Genomic DNA, 15168 nt, shown 5'->3' with positions numbered 1-15168 from the left:
CCCGGGCAAATCCGCTAGGTTCCCCGCCCTTCATGCCGCAGCTTGGTCCCTACACCCTGCCGAATCCGTACATCCTGGCCCCCATGGCCGGGGTGAGCGAGATGCCCTTCCGTGTGCTCGCCTTCCGTCTGGGCGCGGCGCTCTGTCCCACCGAGCTCGTCAGCTCGCAGGGGCTGATGCGCGCCAACCAGCGGACGTTGAAGTACCTGCGCTACGACGCCGAGGTGGAGCGGCCCTACTCGCTCCAAATCTACGGCGGCGAACCGGACGCCATGGCCCGGGCGGCGGTGGTGGGGCGCGAGGCGGGCGCGCAAATCATCGACATCAACATGGGCTGCCCGGTGAAGAAGGTGGTGAAGAACGGGGCGGGCAGCGGCCTGCTCTGTGACGTGCCCCGCGCGGCGGACATCGTCCGGCGCATCCGCGAGGCCACCGGCCTGCCCGTCACCTGCAAGATTCGCTCGGGCTGGGACGCCCGCAGCCTGAACTATCTTCAGGTGGCTGGCGCGCTCCAGGAGGCGGGCTGCGCGGGGCTGGCCATCCACCCCCGCACGCGCGAGCAGGGCTATTCGGGGCAGGCGGACTGGAGCGTCATCGCCGACCTCAAGCGCCACTTCCCGGAGCTGCCCATCATCGGCAACGGGGACGTGAAGACGCCCGCGGACGCGGCGCGCATGCTGGAGACCACCGGCTGCGACTTCGTGATGATTGGCCGCGCCGCGCTGGGCAACCCGTGGATCTTCCGCGAGCTGCTCGGGGGCCCGCCCGCCACGCCGCGCGAGCGCTGCGAACTGGTGCTGACCCACTTCCGGGCGCACCTGGACTTCATGGGGGACCCGCTGGGCGCCGTGCGCTCCTTCCGCAAGCAGTTGGCGTGGTACGCCCACGGCCTGTACGGTGCCGCGGCCTTCCGTGCGGAGGTGAACGGCCTGGACGTGCCGTCAGCGGTGGAGGACTGCGTGCGCCGCTTCTTCACCGCGGCCCAGGTGGACCTCGCGGGCCCCGGTGGGGAGCAGGACGTGGACTACCGGGCGGCCCTGGGCTGAGGGCACGGCGCTTCTCTATATATAAGGAGGGAGCCCGTGCCCTTCGTGGGCGGCGCGCCGCTCAAGCGCTCGAGTCGCGGACCGCGTCTGGCGGCACCAGCTTCCGTTCGGTGGCCACGGCGCGGAAGTAGTCACACGCGGGCGTGGGGCTGCGGCGGAGCGTGTCGAAGTCGACGTGGTAGAGGCCGAAGCGCGGGCCCCAGCCCTCCAGCCACTCGAAGTTGTCGAGCAGGCTCCAATAGAGGTAGCCGCGCACGTCCACGCCCTGCGCGCGCGCAGCCAGCACCTGGGCCAGGTGGGAATGGAGGTAGTGGGGCCGGCGGGTGCCGACGCGGTCGTCGATGCCGTTCTCCGTAATCCACACCGGCTTCCCGTAGCGCTTCACGTCGCGCAGCGTCTGGAGGAAGCCCTCCGGCCAGTCCTCCCATCCGATGTCGGTGAGGCCCCGGCCGTGGATGTCCCGGTACTTGAACTCGATGAAGGGCGGGCGCGGCACGAAGCGCAGGTGCGCGCGGGTGTAGTAGTTCACCCCGATGAACTCCACGGAGTCCCGCGCGCCAGGGATGTCCACGCGCGTGGAGGCCACGCCCGGCATGGTGACGCGCAGCTTGCCGGTGGCCAGCGCCTCGTGGAACGCATGGTTGTAGGCCTGGGCCCCGAGCCTCACCAGCGCGCGGTCCAGCGGGTGCCACCAGCGGTCCGGTGCGAAGGCGAGCATGTTCTGGGAAATGCCCAGCTCCACGCGGCCCAGCCGGGACAACAGCTCCTCCCGGGCGGCCACGTGCGAGCGCACCAGGTTCTCCATGGCCCGCATGGTGGTGGGGCCATCCGCGAGGCCCGGAGGAATGGCGCCCTGCAGATAGCCCCCCAACAGCAGCACCATGGGCTCGTTGAAGGAGATGACCAGCGCGTCCAGCCCCTCCAGCAGCGCCGCGCACCGCTTCGCGTACCGCCGGAAGACGTCCACGCTGGCCGGCTGGTGCCACGGCGTCTCCCGGTGGAACCAGGTGGGGTGCGTGAAGTGGTGGAGCGTCACCACCGGCCGCAGGCCATGGGCCTTCATCTTCAGGAGTCGCTCCCGGTAGGCCTCCAGCGCCGCCTCGTCGAAGCGCCCGCGCTCCGGCTCGATGCGCGCCCACTCCAGGGAGATGCGGAACGCGGTGGCGCCCACCGCCCGGGCCAGGGCGTAGTCCTCCTCGTAGCGGTTCCAGTGGTCCACCGCGGGGCCGCAGCGAGCGTCCGGCTCCTTCAGCTTCCCGGCGCGTTCCCACTCGGCCCAGTCGTTCTCGATGCCGCCCTCCACCTGGTACGCGGCGGTCGCGACGCCGAAGGTGAAGTCCGCGGGGAAGGTCTGCTCGGTGGCGCTCATGTGGTGGCGAACCGTAGACGCCGCACCCCACGACGAAAAGCGCCGCGTCGCTCGCGCGCATGCGCCGCGGCATGCGCCAACGTCGTGCTCGAAAGTGGCCGAAACGTGTCCGGAGCCGGAAACTCGGCCTCGCGCGCGACACCTCGGATGCGCTCGCGAGTGTCCGCGAGGTGGCGTTCGGCACCTCCGGACGCGCTCGATGCCGAAAAATCGGCCTCGCACGCGATGCAATACATCACCATGCGTTGACACACTGGCATGTCGCCCGTACCATTCACTTCAAGCACTCACTCCCATCAAGAAGAGTGCAGGGCCTCGGTTGACCTGGGGCCAACCACTGAACTGGAGGATTCTGATGGCCGCTAAGAAGAAGACCGCTGCGAAGTCCGCGACCAAGAAGGCTGCCAAGACCGCGAAGGCCACGAAGGCGGCGAAGTCGGCGAAGAAGACGACCGCTCGCAAGACGGCTGGCAAGACCGCGACCAAGAAGGCGGCCGCCAAGAAGACCACCCGCAAGGCGGCCAAGAAGGCCCCGGCTCGCAAGCGCACCACCAAGGCCAAGACGGTGGCGGCCCCGGTTACGCCGGAGTCCTGAGCAGTCCCGTCGTCATGAGCGGACGGTAGTTGACGTCCGGTGAACGGCTCGGCGAAACCCGCCGGGCCGTTTTCATTTTCAGGACCCGGAGTGCCCCATGTCGCTGCGTCCCGTGGAGCTGGAGCAGGTGGTGGCGGAGGTGGCAGAGCGCCTCACTGGCGCGGTGGCGCAGAAGGCCTGGTGTCCCCTTCCCAGGCTCGCCTACGTGGAACTTCGCGTCCCGGGCAGATCCATCCTGTTGTGCCTGTGCGCGGAAGGTGACCTGGCCCGGGTGTCCGTGGCGGATGATCGCTTCCCCACGCCGGGCGAGCCCGCCCCCTTCCAGCGGTGGCTGCGTCAGGAGCTGACAGGCTTCAAGCTCCAGGGCGCCCGCTTCATGGAAGCCGAGCGCGTGGTGGCCTTCGACTTCGAGCGCGAGGACGTGCGCAGGCGCCTCCTCCTGGAGGTGGGCGCGCCCGGTGGTCTGCTGCTGCTCAGCGACAACGGCCGCGTACTGATGCTCTCCGGTGAAGGCTTCGCGCAGCGTCGGGGGCTGCATCCGGGCGCGGCGTGGGCGCCGCCGGAGCCGCCGCCGCCCGAGGCCCGCGAGAAGGCCCGGAGCCAACCCTCGCGGCTCGCTCCCCAGGACTCGGATGCGCTGCCGTATTCCCAGGCCGCGGAGCGCCTGCTCGGAGCGCGCGACAAGGCCAGCCGCTCGGAGACCATCCGCCGCCGGTTGGCGCAGCCGTACCGCGCGCGCCTCAAGCGCGCCTCCCGCACGTTGGAGAAGGTGCGCGCCGAGGCGGCCCGCGGCCCGGATGCGGAGAAGCACCGCGAAGTGGGCGAGCTGCTGGCGCAGAACCTCTACCGCCTCAAGCGGGGCGCCACCGAGGCGGTGCTCACCGCCTATACAGAGGAGGGCGCGAAGGAGGTCCGGGTGACGCTGGACCCGAAGCGCACCCCGAAGGAGGAGGCGGACTGGCACTTCCACCAGTACCGGCGGCTGCTGCGGGGCGTGGAGCAGGCGCGTCACCGCGAGGCGGAGCTGGCGCGCGAGGTGGCGCACGCGCAGCAGGCGCTCGCGCAGATTGAGCGGATGGAGGACGCCGCGCTGCTGGCGCAGGCGGAAGTGCTTCAGCTCCCCAGTGGGGGCGAGGGCGCGCAGGAGGGCCGGCCCTTCAAGGAGTACGTGGGCCATGGCGGGGCGCGCATCTGGGTGGGGCGCGGCTCGGAGGACAACGACGCGCTCACCTTCAAGGTGGCCAGGCCCTGGCATCTGTGGCTCCACGCGCGCGGTGTACCGGGCAGCCACGTGGTGCTGCCGCTGGAGAAGGGGCAGGAGGTGGCGCAGGAGGTCTTGCTGGACGCGGCGCACCTGGCGCTGCACCACTCCGGGGCCAAGGGCGAGCCGCGCGGTGAGGTGAGCTACGTGCCCGCGAAGTTCGTGCGCAAGGTGAAGGGCGGCGCGCCGGGGCAGGTGACCTTCACGCGCGAGAAGACCTTCGTGGTGCGCATGGAGCCCGAGCGCCTGGAGCGGCTCCTCAAGTCCCGGCACGCGGAGCCGCCCGCACCGTGAGGGCGCGTCGTACGCTCGCCTGCCTTTCCCTCCTGTTAGTGGACGCTGCGTGTGAGCGCGGTTGACGGGCTGACGGTGAGGAGGCGAGCAGGGGACCGCCGCCCTTGAGTCCCCGGAAGTGCGGGGTACGATGCGCAGCCGCGTGTCCCCCGAGCAATTTCGCCAGACGTCGCTCTTCCCTCGAGGTCTCTCTGCCGCCAGCCGCGCCGCAGAGGGAACGGCCGCACCCCGGCCCGAGGGGGGACCTGCCGCACCCGTGGCGCCCGCGCCGCGGCCCGTCGCACCGCCCGTGCCCACGCCGCAGCGCAACCTCCTGCCCGACGAGGCACCCCGCATCGTCTCGCGCCCGCCCACGCGGGAGGAGCTGTGGACCCGGGCTGAATCGCTGGCCTGGCGGCTGAGCGCCGAGCTGGGCATGCCGGTGCGCCTGTCGGTGACGGACAACCGCTCCACCATGGTGTCCTTCCGCCGGGGCTCCGCGGTGCTGGCGCTGCGGCTGCACCACATGTTCCTGGACGCGCCGGAGCCGGTGGTGCGCGCGGTGGCGGACTACGCGGGCCGGGGGCACCGCACCGCGGGCGCCATCCTGGACGAGTACATCCGCGGTCAGCAGCCGCGCATCCGTCAGATGCGCCGCGAATCCGACGCGGACCTCAATCCGCGCGGGCGCTGTTTCGACCTCCAGGCGCTTTACGACACCACCAACCGAGATTTTTTCCAGGGCCTCATCCAGGCCCGGATTGGCTGGGGGCGCATGCCTCCGCGCCGCCGTCGCAAGTCCATCCGCCTGGGCGTCTACGACCACCAGACGCGTGAGATTCGCATCCACCCGGCGCTGGACACCCCCGAGGTGCCTTCCTTCTTCGTGGAGTTCATCATCTTCCACGAGATGCTCCACCAGCTCTTCCCGAGCACGGGCCGGGGTGGCCGCCGCGTGCATCACCCGCGTGCCTTCCGCGAACGCGAGCGAACATTCCCGCATTACGCCGCCGCACTGCGTTGGGAGCGGGAGAACCTGGGCGTGCTGTTGCGCGGTTGAGCGCCGCGCCGTTCGCTGGCTCATTTACCGTTTTACCGAGCGAAGCGGCCCATGCAGCGTGCTTGACGCTGCCGTGAGGGAAACCCATCCTCACGGGCTCTATGCGAAGAGCGAAGATTGTCTGCACCCTCGGTCCCGCCAGCCAGAGCCAGGAGATGCTCGAAGCGCTCCTGGAGAACGGCATGGACGTGGCTCGCCTGAACTTCTCCCACGGCAGCCACGAGCAGCACGCGGAGAACATCGCGAAGCTGCGCGCCGCGTCGCTGAAGGTCCGCAAGGCGGTGGGCATCCTCGGTGACCTGCAAGGCCCGAAGATTCGCACCGGCCGTTTCGTGAAGGGCAGCACCGAGCTGAAGGAGGGCGGCACCTTCCACATCACCACGGACGAAACGGTTCCGGGCACGGACGAAATCGTGTCCACGACGTACCCGTTCCTGGCCGCGGACGTGAATCCGGGGGACCGCATCCTCCTGGATGACGGCCTGCTGGAGCTGAAGGTCCTGGAGACGGACAAGCAGAAGCTCATCCGCACGCAGGTCATCCACGGCGGCACGCTGAAGAACAACAAGGGCATCAACCTGCCGGGCGTGGCGGTGCGCGCGGAGGCGCTGACGCCGAAGGACCGCGAGGACCTGGTGTTCGGTATCAAGGCCGGCGTGGACTACATCGCGCTGTCCTTCGTGCGCCAGCCTTCCGACCTGGACACCGCGCGCCAGGCCATGGCGGAGGTGGGCCGCACGGTGCCCATCATCGCCAAGCTGGAGAAGCCGGAGGCCATTGCCCGGCTGGACGCCATCCTGGACAAGACGGACGGCGTCATGGTGGCGCGCGGCGACCTGGGCGTGGAGATTCCCCCCGAGGAAGTGCCGGCCGTCCAGAAGGACATCATCCGGCGCTCCAACCTGCGTGGCCTGCCCGTCATCGTGGCTACGCAGATGCTGAACTCCATGATTGACAACCCGCGCCCCACGCGCGCCGAGGCCAGCGACGTGGCCAACGCCGTGTTCGACGGCGCGGACGCGGTGATGCTGTCGGGCGAGACGGCCAGCGGCAAGTTCCCCATCGAGTCCGTGCAGATGATGGAGCGCATCATCCTGGCGGCCGAGTCCTCCGCGCGCACGACGCAGTCGCTGATGCGCGTGCTGGAGACGCCGCTGGGGCTGCCCAACCACTTCCCGGACGTCATCGCGCGCGTGGCCTGCGAGGCGGCCAAGGCGAGCAATGCCTCGCTCATCGCGGCCTTCACGCTGTCGGGTGTGACGGCGCGCCTGCTGTCGCACTACCGGCCCACGGTGCCGATTGTCGCCTTCAGCCCCAACCAGGAAGTGCGCCGCCGGCTGTCGCTGCTGTGGGGCGTGGTGCCGCGCGTGCTGGAGCCCATCCAGGACACCGAGGCCATGGTGAAGCGCGTGGAGGAAGAGCTCCTGGCGCGGGGCCTGGGCCGCAAGGGCGACCGCATCGTCATCGTGTTCGGCGCGCCGGTGGGGCAGCCGGGTAAAATCAACAGCCTGCGCCTGCACACCATCGAAGGCTGAGCGGCTACTTGATTCCCTGGAGGACCTTCCGGGGGATGTCGGCCTCGATGAAGACGGTATAGAGCGCCGGGTCCAGTTGCCCGGCGTCGGACTCGCGCCGGAGGATGTCGAGCGCGAGCGTGTGTGGCACGGCCTTCTTGTAGGGCCGGTCGCTGGCGGTGAGCGCGTCGTAGATGTCGCAGATGGACATCATCCGGGATTGGACGGGGATGTCCTTCTCCGCGCGGGGGTAGCCGGTGCCATCCAGCTTCTCGTGGTGGGCGTAGGCAATCTCCGGCACCCGGCGCAGCGTGCGCGTCCACGGAATCTGGGACAGGAAGCGGTAGGTGTGCTCGACGTGGCTCTCGATTTCGCGGCGCTCCTCGGGAGAGAGCGTGCCGCGGGCGATGGAGAGCGACTGGATTTCCCCGGGCAGCAGCAGCGGCTGGGCCTTGTCGTGGGCATCCAGGAAGCGCAGCGCGCCCAACTCGTGGAGGCGCTCGAAGTTGCCCTGCGCGAGCACGGTGGGGCGGTTGCAGGAGAGGATGAACTCCAGCACCTCGTCCAGCTGCCACGACTCGCGGGCGAGCCGCTCCTCTTCCTCGGCCTCGATTTCCGCCAGGTTCGCCTGGCCGCGAATCTTCACCGCCTCCAGGCGGCGGCGGTAGCTCTGGAGCTGCAAGTCCTTCCGGGCGAGCTGGAAGCGGGCGCGCAGGCCTTCGAGCTCATGGGGGTAGAGCTTCTCCGCCTTCACGAGCACTGGCTCGCGCACGCCCACCTTGCCGAAGTCGTGGAGCAGCGAGGCGTAGCGCAGCTCCTGAATCTCCCCGGCGGAGAATCGCGTGTGGGCGTAGGGGCCGGTGGACAGGTGTTCGAGCACCTGGGCCAGGGCCACGGTGAGGTCGGCCACGCGCCCGGAGTGACCGGCGGTGGTCGGGTCTCTGGATTCAATGGCGACGACGGAGGCGGAGACGAAGCCCTCGAAGAGGCGGTTGATGTCCTCGTGGAGGAGGGCGTTCTCGATGGCGCCCGCGGCCTGGGCGCCCAGGGCGAGCAGCAGCTCCTCGTCCTCGGCGTTGAAGCTGGCGCCGTCCAGCTTGTTGAGGGCCTGGATGACGCCCGTCACCTCGCCGCCGGCGTCACGCATGGGGACGCAGAGGATGGTCTTCGTCTGGTAGCCGCTGGAGACGTCGAACGAGCGGTTGAAGCGGGCGTCGGCGTAGGCGTCGGGGATGTTGATGACGGCGCCCGTCTGGGCCACCTGTCCGGCGACGCCGCTGCCCACCGGGAGGCGGATTTCGCTCTTGGAGCCCTGGGCCACCTTGCTCCACAGCTCGCTGCGCTCGCGGTCCAGGATGAAGAGCGAGCAGCGGTCCGCCTCCACCACCTTGGTGGCCTCGAAGAGGATGAGCGGCAGGAGCAGGTCGAGGTCGCGCTCGGCGCTCATCGCCTTCGCGACATCCAGGATGGACGTGAGCTTCGCCAGGCGGCGGTTCAGCTCGGGCTGTGGGGCGGGTTGAGCGAGCACCAGGCGGCTCCGTGAGAAGCGGCCAGCGGCCGCGAAGGGCTACAAAGTTCTAGCACGGGTAGACAGCACGCTGCCTTGGAGGACCCACTTGGCAGGTCCCTGGCTGTCTGGTGGACGTCGTCGCGTTGCGTTCGGCCTTAGCCAGCGCGCGGGTTGCGGTTATGAAGCGCGGCATGAGCCGCCGCCCCGTTCGCATCTCTCCTTCGCTTTTGTCCTGTGACTTCGGCCGCTTGGCCGAAGAGGTCCGCGCCATCGAAGCCGCTGGTGCGGATTGGATTCACGTGGATGTCATGGATGGCCGCTTTGTGCCGAACATCACGATTGGACCCGTGGTGGTGGAGGCCATCAAGCGGGTGGCGACGAAGCCGTTGGACGTGCACCTGATGATTGTGGAGCCGGAGCGCTACGTGGAGGCCTTCGTGAAGGCGGGGGCGGACGTGTTGACGGTGCACGTGGAGGCCAGTCCGCACCTGCACCGGACGCTTCAGCAGATTCGCAATGCGGGGGCGAAGCCGGCGGTGGTGTTGAACCCGGGCACGCCGCTGTCGGCAATCGAGGAGGTGCTGGGCGACGTGGACATGGTGCTGCTGATGAGCGTGAACCCGGGCTTCGGCGGGCAGAGCTTCATCGAGTCCACAGTGGAGAGGGTGCGCCGGCTGCGCGGGATGTTGGATGCGCGCGGGCTGAAGGACGTGGACATCGAGGTGGACGGCGGCATCAACGCCACCACGGCGAAGCGGGTGGTGGAGGCCGGGGCCACGGTGCTGGTGGCGGGCAGCTACGTCTTCGGCTCGAAGGACTACGCGGAGGCCATCCGCTCGCTGCGCCCGTGAGGCCGGCTGACTTCAGGTGCGAGGGCGCGCCACGGAGGAGGCGAGCCGGGCGACGCGGGTCATGAAGGTGGGGTCGAAGGGCTTCACCTCGTAATCGTCGGCGCCGAGCTCGAAGCAGACGTGGCGGGTGAACTGGTCCTCGACGGCGCTGAGGATGATGACCTTGCAGTCGCGGGTGTTGGGGTCCTGCTTGAGCTGGGCGAGCAGGTCCCGGCCGTCCTGGTGCTGGTTGATGTCCAGGATGATGACGGCCGGCCGGTGTTCGCGGGCGAGCTCCAGGACGCGCTCGGACGTGGTGTCCGAGATGCAGTTCAGCCCGGACCGTTTCCCCTCGCGGGCGAGGGCGGAGACGATGAGGGGCTCGTCATCGGAGATGAGGACGACGGGGGGCGGCGTCATGGCATCGCGGTGCAACAATGCAGGCTGCCTCGTGAGTGTAGCAGGAGGGGAAACTGTCCGGGAGTACAGGAAATTCGTGGTCTTGGGAAGCGGAGTCGGGGGGCACCCGGGCATCGCCCGGCTGCCAGCTCCCTCTGGGCGGGGAGGGGCGGAAGAAAAGGTGATCCGAGGACGTTGACTCGGCTGGGCGGCTCGGGTACTACCGCCCGCACTTCGCCGGTCCCGAGAAGGACCGTCCGGCGAGGCGACATATCGGGGAGTGGCTCAGCCTGGTAGAGCACTTGGTTCGGGACCAAGGGGTCGCAGGTTCAAATCCTGTCTCCCCGACCACGTCATGAAGCGGGCTGGAGATCGCAAGGTCTCCAGCCCGTTTCGTTTTGGAGCCTCTGGCGTCGCTCCCTCCAGCCCGAGGTCCACATGCCCCTCACTGCGCGGAAGCGGGCGGCGCTGGCGGCGCGACGTACATGGTGCGCACGTCGAACGTCACCTTCTGCGGCTCCGCGGGAGCCACCGCTACCGTGAGCCACGAACCCGGCTGCACCCGTGCCAGCCATTCGAGCGGGATGCGCTGGGTGAACGAGGCCGAGTACGGCGCACCCGAGGCCGGATAGCGCTTGACCGTCAACGTCAAGCAGTGCTCCGTCTTCGTGCCGATGAGGCAGCCCCCCGGCTCCATCCGCTCCACCTGGGCTGTCGTCGGCGTGCCTGCTGCCGCGGCGTGCTCCACCTGCTGATCGATGTAGATGGCATAGCCCAGGAGCGCGCCGCAGACCGCGAGGAGCGCGAGGCCGAGCCGCTCGCGGATGCGGCTCGGTCTGATGAGACGCTCCAACTGCCGGTCGTGGCGGGCGCGCTCCTCATCGGACTTGGCTGCGGCGCGCATTTCGAGAATGCGTCCGATGAACGGTGTGAACTCCGGCTTCGTGCGCATCCGCTGCTCGACCTTCGTGCGGAGCCCCTCGTTCAAGGGCGACAGATTCATGGTGCTCGAACCTGCCACGAGCCAAAGTATCGGACGGATATGCGCCCTGTTGAGTCCGGCGGGCTGGTGAAGAGGGGCCAAGAAGGGCCGCAGGAGGGTGACACGCGAGCTGTGCGTCGGGCCGGAGCAGCGGCTATGCCGCCCCTCGGGGCACATGCCAGGGGGGGGGCCTGAGAATTCATCCCCAGGGCTCCGTGATGTGGCGTCAGAGCCGTATCGCTCTGGAGTTACATTGGCTTGATAAGCAGATGGTCGTGATGATTGATAAAAGAGAGAAGAGTGGGTTTCGTTATGGTGATGCAGACGCCGCGCCTCCTGATTCGCGAATTCATCCCGGCGGATGCCGAAAGTTTTTACCTGCTCAATGCCGACCCCGAAGTCATTCGCTATACGGGCGATGAGGCGTTTGCTGATATCGCGGCAGCAAGGGAGTTTCTGAGAGGCTATGACCACTATGAGAAGTACGGTTTTGGCCGATGGGCGGTTATCCGAAAAGAAGATGGCGAGTTCTTGGGCTGGTGTGGACTCAAGTACAGTCCAGAAGTCGATGAGTGTGATGTTGGCTTCCGGTTCTTCAGGAAGCACTGGGATAGAGGCTATGCTACCGAAGCTGCAAGGGCCAGTCTTGATTATGGGTTGAGTCATCTGCAAATGAAGACCATCATTGGCCGTGCCATGAAGGCCAACACTGCCTCCGTGAGGGTGCTTGAGAAGATTGGGATGGTCTATTGGAAGGCCATGGCGTTTCATGGTGATGAGGGGGTTGTTTATAGAACTCCTTGAGTGAGGGGCCAGGAAGGGCCGCGGGAGGGTGACACGCGGGCTGTGCGCCGTGTCGGAGCAGCGGCTGTGCTGTCCCTCGGGGAACATGCCGGCCCAAGCGGCCCTACTAGCACTACTGCGTTAGGGGTAGGCCGAAGGGGGAGTGGGCGACGGAGGGCTGGGCGGGCAGGCCCTCATTGCATCGGCCGCCATCCGCCCCACTCATGAAGCGGGTATGGACTCCTTCATGAGCGCCGCCGCGGTGCAGCGGATTGAGAGGTATTTCCAGCAAATCGGCGAGGTACTGGGCGAGGAGAGCCGGCGCGGCTCGTTCGCCCTCTACGCCATGGGCCTGCTGGGGGATGGGGAGCGCAAGAGCGTGGAGCCAATTGCCGCCCGGGCGTGTCCGGACCCCGAGCGGGTGGATGCCATGCACCAGCGACTGCTGCACTTCGCGGTGGACTCAAGGTGGAGCGACCGGGATGTGAGGCGCCAGGCGGCGAGGTACGCGCTGGAGGCGATGACGCGGCGGGAGTCGGTGGAAGCCTGGATTGTGGACGACACGGGCTTCCTCAAGCAGGGCAAGCACTCGGTGGGCGTCCAGCGGCAGTACACCGGCTCGGCGGGGAAGGTGGCCAACTGCCAGATTGGCGTCAGCCTCAGCGTGACCACTCGTACCGAGCACCTGCCCGTCGACTTCGAGCTGTACCTCCCCGAGTGCTGGGCCAACGACGAGGCGCGTCGCCGCGAGGCCCGCATCCCCGCCGAGGTTTCCTTCAAAACCAAGCCCCAACTGGCGCTGCGCATGATTGAGCGGGCCGTGGAGGACGGGGTGGCGCCAGGTGTCCTCCTGGCGGACAGCGCCTATGGCAATGCCAGCGACTTCCGTGCGCGCCTTCGCGCGCTGGGATTGCAGTACGCAGTCGCGGTGTCTGCGCAGACGACCGTCTGCCTCCTGGATACGAAGGGCCGTCCCCGAAAGGACGCGCGAAGCGTTTCGGACCTGGCCTGGCGCATTCATGAACGAGGCGGCTTCCGACGGTGCACCTGGCGCCAGGGCACGCAAGACGCCTTGTCGGCACGATTTGCCCTGCGCCGCGTCGTCGCCGCGGGCGTCCCCCTGCGAGAGCAGGAGCCCCTGGCGTTGCTCATCGAGTGGCGAGACGGTGAGCCCGAGCCCGCCAACTACTTTCTGATATCCCTGCCACATGGCCGGACGAAGAGGCAGCTCATCCGTCTGGTGATGCAGCGATGGAGAACCGAACGCGTCTACGAAGACCTCAAGGGGGGAGCTGGGGCTGGACCATTACGAAGGCCGCCGCTTCCCTGGCTGGCATCACCATGTCTCCGTCGCGCTGTGTTGCTACGCCTTCCTCGTGTCGGAACGCACGCGGCGTTTTCCCCCTCGGCCCGAAGGGCGGCTGACGCCCACGCGCAGTCACTCTCGGCCTGAGCGCCACTTCCGCGACAGCTTCATCACTGCACGGCTTGCCATGGCGCGAGTGATTGCTACCTGGTTGCCTCGCTGCCCCACCTGCCACCGCACCAACCACCACCACGCCTCACCTCGCCTGTCCGGTCTCCCCGTCCACCCCTCGGGCCCCTGACGCAGTAGTGCTAGGGACGCGTTCCTCGACCGTGGGCGCCTGTCGTGCCACCCTTCCAGCCGCTCTCAATCCACCGCCCGTCGAGGTGCTCCCCGTGCCAAAAACAATGTCGCTGTCCCAGGTGATGAAGCTGCTCGAGAGCCATGGTGACGAGAAGGTGCGCCAGCGCTACGTGCGCGACGGGGTGGTCGACAATGTCTTTGGTGTGCTGCTCGGCAAAATCCGTGGCCTGGCAGCGACGTTGGGGACGAACCACGGGCTCGGACTGGAGCTGTGGGGGACTGGCAATCACGATGCGCGCATCCTCGCGTGCATGCTCCTCGATCCCGCGGCGCTCACTGAGAAGGAGGCACGCGGGCTCCTCGAGCCACTCTCGAACCCGACCCTGGTCGACGAACTCGTCGGCCGCGTGCTCGTGCATACGCTCGTCGCCCCGAGGCTTCAGGAGAAGTGGATGGACGGCAGCAAGGAACTACCTCGCCGCGCCGGATGGAAGCTTCTTGCCGGGCGCATTGCGCGAGGCCTCGAGAAGGAACTCGACGTAGGCGCGACGCTCGAGCGCATTGAGCGTGAGCTTCCGGATGCACCGTACCGGGTGAAGGAGGGCATCAACTTCTGCCTGGTCTGGATCGGCCTCCACCTGCCCGCGTACACCTCGGAGGCCATCGCCATCGGCGAGCGCCTCGGTCGCTGGGACCCGCGACCGATTCCGAAGGGGTGCACTTCGAGCTACGCACCGGAGTGGATCGCCGCGGCGCTCGCGCTGCGGAAAGGTGAGAAGACCGAAGCCCGAAAAGCGATGGAGGCGGTCGCAAAGGCGAAGGCACCGCGCGGCGAAGGGAAGCCGGCCGTCGCGAAGGCGAAGGTCGCTGCGGCCAGGAAGAAGAGCGCCGCGAAGAACCCCTCCGCCAGAACGCGGGCGCGCTGACGTCCCTGGCCGCCTTGCTTGAGGAGGGCGGCAGAGAGTTGTGGGTCGTGGCTGCGCCAGGCTCGGCACAACGCCTGCTTCACCCGGAGCGTGGTGCTTGGGGATTGCGCCCACTCGGCGAAGAGGTCGGCATGGGCGGCGAGCGCGTGATTGCCCGCCGCCACCACGGCCACAGGGGGGCTGCTGGGTGAAGGACTCCACCGTGGCAGCACTTCCTCAGCAAGACGGGTCAGCGGCACACGCGAGCGCGTCGCGGCGACCGTGCGGTGGACGCGCTATCGTCGCGCCGATGATGAGCTCTCTCGACTTCACTTCCTGGCGTGGCCTCGCGGCGACGCTGGCCAGCCTCGTGCTGGTGTCGCTGGTCGTCGTCAGCATCCGCCTGTTGGTGATGCAGACCGTGCAGCGCCGACGCGAACGCGAGAACCGTCAGATCAACGAGCGGCTGAAGACGCTGATCTCCGCATACAAGACACTCGGCGGCTCATTCACCGGTGAGCTCGTCGTGGACCCGACCCATCTGCGCGACATGCGCCGTCGGCTCGCGGCTGGCGAGCCACTCGAACAGGAGCCCGACCAGGGCCTCGTGCTTGCGTCGTCGCTCGACCACCCGGCGCTCGAACGCCGTTGGCGCACGCGCGACGCGGTCGAGGCGGCGCTGTCGGATGTGATGCTGCTCGGCACCGAGGAGCAGGTGCGGCTCGCCGCGGAGGCTGCCGCGGACATGGTCGCCGGGCGCAAGGTCGGCACCGCGCGGCTGGTCGTATCGCTGCGCGATTTCATCCGCCGGGCACTCGACCTCGAGCCCATCCCCCATGGGGTCGCGATTCCCGACCAGGGCCCATTGCGTCCCAGTGGCGGAGGAGGGGGCAAGGGCGGTGGACGAGGGGGAGGTGGTGCCGGCGGCGGAGGTGGCGCTGGAGCCGTCGGAATGGGCGGGGCAGGCGTCCATGCGGACACCGACGACACTGAAGGCGGCCCTCGCGCTTGAACCCGGAATCGAGTTTCATT

13 protein-coding genes, 1 tRNA gene and 1 pseudogene are annotated in these 15168 nt (G+C 68.3%); 11 read left to right on the top strand and 4 right to left on the bottom strand.

Annotated features, from left to right (window positions below; translation table 11 throughout):
• Nucleotides 1-32: 32 nt before the first annotated feature.
• On the top strand, nucleotides 33-1046 hold the full coding sequence (gene dusB / locus OZ403_RS33375) for a tRNA dihydrouridine synthase DusB (RefSeq protein ID WP_140799961.1): 1014 nt from the start codon (nucleotides 33-35) through the stop codon (nucleotides 1044-1046).
• A 61-nt stretch (nucleotides 1047-1107) separates the two neighbouring features.
• Here dusB and OZ403_RS33370 read toward each other — a convergent pair whose 3' ends face one another.
• Nucleotides 1108-2415, bottom strand: a complete 1308-nt coding sequence (locus tag OZ403_RS33370; protein WP_268782659.1) for a glycoside hydrolase family 1 protein — start codon at nucleotides 2413-2415, stop codon at nucleotides 1108-1110.
• 355 nt (nucleotides 2416-2770) lie between these two features.
• Here OZ403_RS33370 and OZ403_RS33365 point away from each other — a divergent pair, with 355 nt between their 5' ends.
• From OZ403_RS33365 to pyk, 4 genes are all read left to right on the top strand, one after another.
• The gene (locus OZ403_RS33365) at nucleotides 2771-3010 is read left to right on the top strand and encodes a hypothetical protein (RefSeq protein WP_020478039.1); all 240 of its coding nucleotides are present in this window, start codon (nucleotides 2771-2773) and stop codon (nucleotides 3008-3010) included.
• 97 nt (nucleotides 3011-3107) lie between these two features.
• Complete coding sequence (locus OZ403_RS33360) at nucleotides 3108-4565, top strand: NFACT RNA binding domain-containing protein (RefSeq protein WP_140877318.1); 1458 nt, start codon at nucleotides 3108-3110, stop codon at nucleotides 4563-4565.
• Nucleotides 4566-4683: 118 nt separating this feature from the next.
• Complete coding sequence (locus tag OZ403_RS33355) at nucleotides 4684-5604, top strand: hypothetical protein (RefSeq protein ID WP_140795262.1); 921 nt, start codon at nucleotides 4684-4686, stop codon at nucleotides 5602-5604.
• Between the two features lie 101 nt (nucleotides 5605-5705).
• Nucleotides 5706-7139, top strand: coding sequence for a pyruvate kinase (gene pyk / locus OZ403_RS33350; RefSeq protein WP_140795261.1), 1434 nt, complete (start codon nucleotides 5706-5708; stop codon nucleotides 7137-7139).
• Between the two features lie 4 nt (nucleotides 7140-7143).
• Here pyk and OZ403_RS33345 read toward each other — a convergent pair whose 3' ends face one another.
• Nucleotides 7144-8646: a GAF and HD-GYP domain-containing protein gene (locus tag OZ403_RS33345; RefSeq protein ID WP_140799959.1), complete on the bottom strand. Its 1503-nt coding sequence runs from the start codon at nucleotides 8644-8646 to the stop codon at nucleotides 7144-7146.
• A 173-nt stretch (nucleotides 8647-8819) separates the two neighbouring features.
• Here OZ403_RS33345 and rpe point away from each other — a divergent pair, with 173 nt between their 5' ends.
• Nucleotides 8820-9479, top strand: coding sequence for a ribulose-phosphate 3-epimerase (rpe, locus tag OZ403_RS33340; RefSeq protein ID WP_140795259.1), 660 nt, complete (start codon nucleotides 8820-8822; stop codon nucleotides 9477-9479).
• A 12-nt stretch (nucleotides 9480-9491) separates the two neighbouring features.
• Here rpe and OZ403_RS33335 read toward each other — a convergent pair whose 3' ends face one another.
• Entirely contained in the window at nucleotides 9492-9878 is a 387-nt protein-coding gene (locus OZ403_RS33335; protein WP_044276566.1) for a response regulator, read from the bottom strand.
• A 253-nt stretch (nucleotides 9879-10131) separates the two neighbouring features.
• Here OZ403_RS33335 and OZ403_RS33330 point away from each other — a divergent pair.
• A tRNA-Pro gene (locus tag OZ403_RS33330) sits at nucleotides 10132-10208 on the top strand.
• Nucleotides 10209-10302: 94 nt separating this feature from the next.
• Here OZ403_RS33330 and OZ403_RS33325 read toward each other — a convergent pair.
• Nucleotides 10303-10860 carry a hypothetical protein gene (locus OZ403_RS33325; RefSeq protein WP_268782658.1) on the bottom strand — a complete coding sequence of 186 codons (558 nt, stop codon included), beginning with the start codon at nucleotides 10858-10860 and terminating at the stop codon, nucleotides 10303-10305.
• A 291-nt stretch (nucleotides 10861-11151) separates the two neighbouring features.
• Here OZ403_RS33325 and OZ403_RS33320 point away from each other — a divergent pair, with 291 nt between their 5' ends.
• The 4 genes and pseudogenes from OZ403_RS33320 to OZ403_RS33305 all read left to right on the top strand — a co-directional run bounded on the left by OZ403_RS33320 (nucleotide 11152) and on the right by OZ403_RS33305 (nucleotide 15148).
• A complete protein-coding gene (locus OZ403_RS33320) occupies nucleotides 11152-11643 on the top strand; it encodes a GNAT family N-acetyltransferase (RefSeq protein WP_268782657.1) in 492 nt (163 codons plus the stop codon).
• A gap of 226 nt (nucleotides 11644-11869) precedes the next feature.
• A pseudogene (locus OZ403_RS33315) lies at nucleotides 11870-13075 on the top strand (IS701 family transposase).
• Between the two features lie 278 nt (nucleotides 13076-13353).
• Nucleotides 13354-14157 carry a DNA alkylation repair protein gene (locus OZ403_RS33310; RefSeq protein WP_268782655.1) on the top strand — a complete coding sequence of 268 codons (804 nt, stop codon included), beginning with the start codon at nucleotides 13354-13356 and terminating at the stop codon, nucleotides 14155-14157.
• 187 nt (nucleotides 14158-14344) lie between these two features.
• On the top strand, nucleotides 14345-15148 hold the full coding sequence (locus tag OZ403_RS33305; RefSeq protein ID WP_268782654.1) for a hypothetical protein: 804 nt from the start codon (nucleotides 14345-14347) through the stop codon (nucleotides 15146-15148).
• Nucleotides 15149-15168 lie beyond the last annotated feature (20 nt).

The sequence above is a fragment of the Myxococcus sp. NMCA1 genome (assembly GCF_026810205.1).
In the GTDB taxonomy this organism is placed as follows: Bacteria; Myxococcota; Myxococcia; order Myxococcales; family Myxococcaceae; genus Myxococcus; species Myxococcus xanthus_A.
Note: the sequence above shows the minus strand (reverse complement) of the source record. Positions and strands in the feature narration are given on the sequence as shown.

Excerpts from the sequence above, each read along its gene's own strand:
- pyk (WP_140795261.1), top strand. The coding sequence starts at position 5,706 with ATGCGAAGAGCGAAGATTGTCTGCACCCTCGGTCCCGCCAGCCAGAGC.
- OZ403_RS33335 (WP_044276566.1), bottom strand. The coding sequence starts at position 9,878 with ATGACGCCGCCCCCCGTCGTCCTCATCTCCGATGACGAGCCCCTCATC.
- OZ403_RS33370 (WP_268782659.1), bottom strand. The coding sequence starts at position 2,415 with ATGAGCGCCACCGAGCAGACCTTCCCCGCGGACTTCACCTTCGGCGTC.
- dusB (WP_140799961.1), top strand. The coding sequence starts at position 33 with ATGCCGCAGCTTGGTCCCTACACCCTGCCGAATCCGTACATCCTGGCC.
- rpe (WP_140795259.1), top strand. The coding sequence starts at position 8,820 with ATGAGCCGCCGCCCCGTTCGCATCTCTCCTTCGCTTTTGTCCTGTGAC.
- OZ403_RS33365 (WP_020478039.1), top strand. The coding sequence starts at position 2,771 with ATGGCCGCTAAGAAGAAGACCGCTGCGAAGTCCGCGACCAAGAAGGCT.
- OZ403_RS33320 (WP_268782657.1), top strand. The coding sequence starts at position 11,152 with ATGGTGATGCAGACGCCGCGCCTCCTGATTCGCGAATTCATCCCGGCG.
- OZ403_RS33360 (WP_140877318.1), top strand. The coding sequence starts at position 3,108 with ATGTCGCTGCGTCCCGTGGAGCTGGAGCAGGTGGTGGCGGAGGTGGCA.
- OZ403_RS33310 (WP_268782655.1), top strand. The coding sequence starts at position 13,354 with ATGAAGCTGCTCGAGAGCCATGGTGACGAGAAGGTGCGCCAGCGCTAC.
- OZ403_RS33325 (WP_268782658.1), bottom strand. The coding sequence starts at position 10,860 with ATGAATCTGTCGCCCTTGAACGAGGGGCTCCGCACGAAGGTCGAGCAG.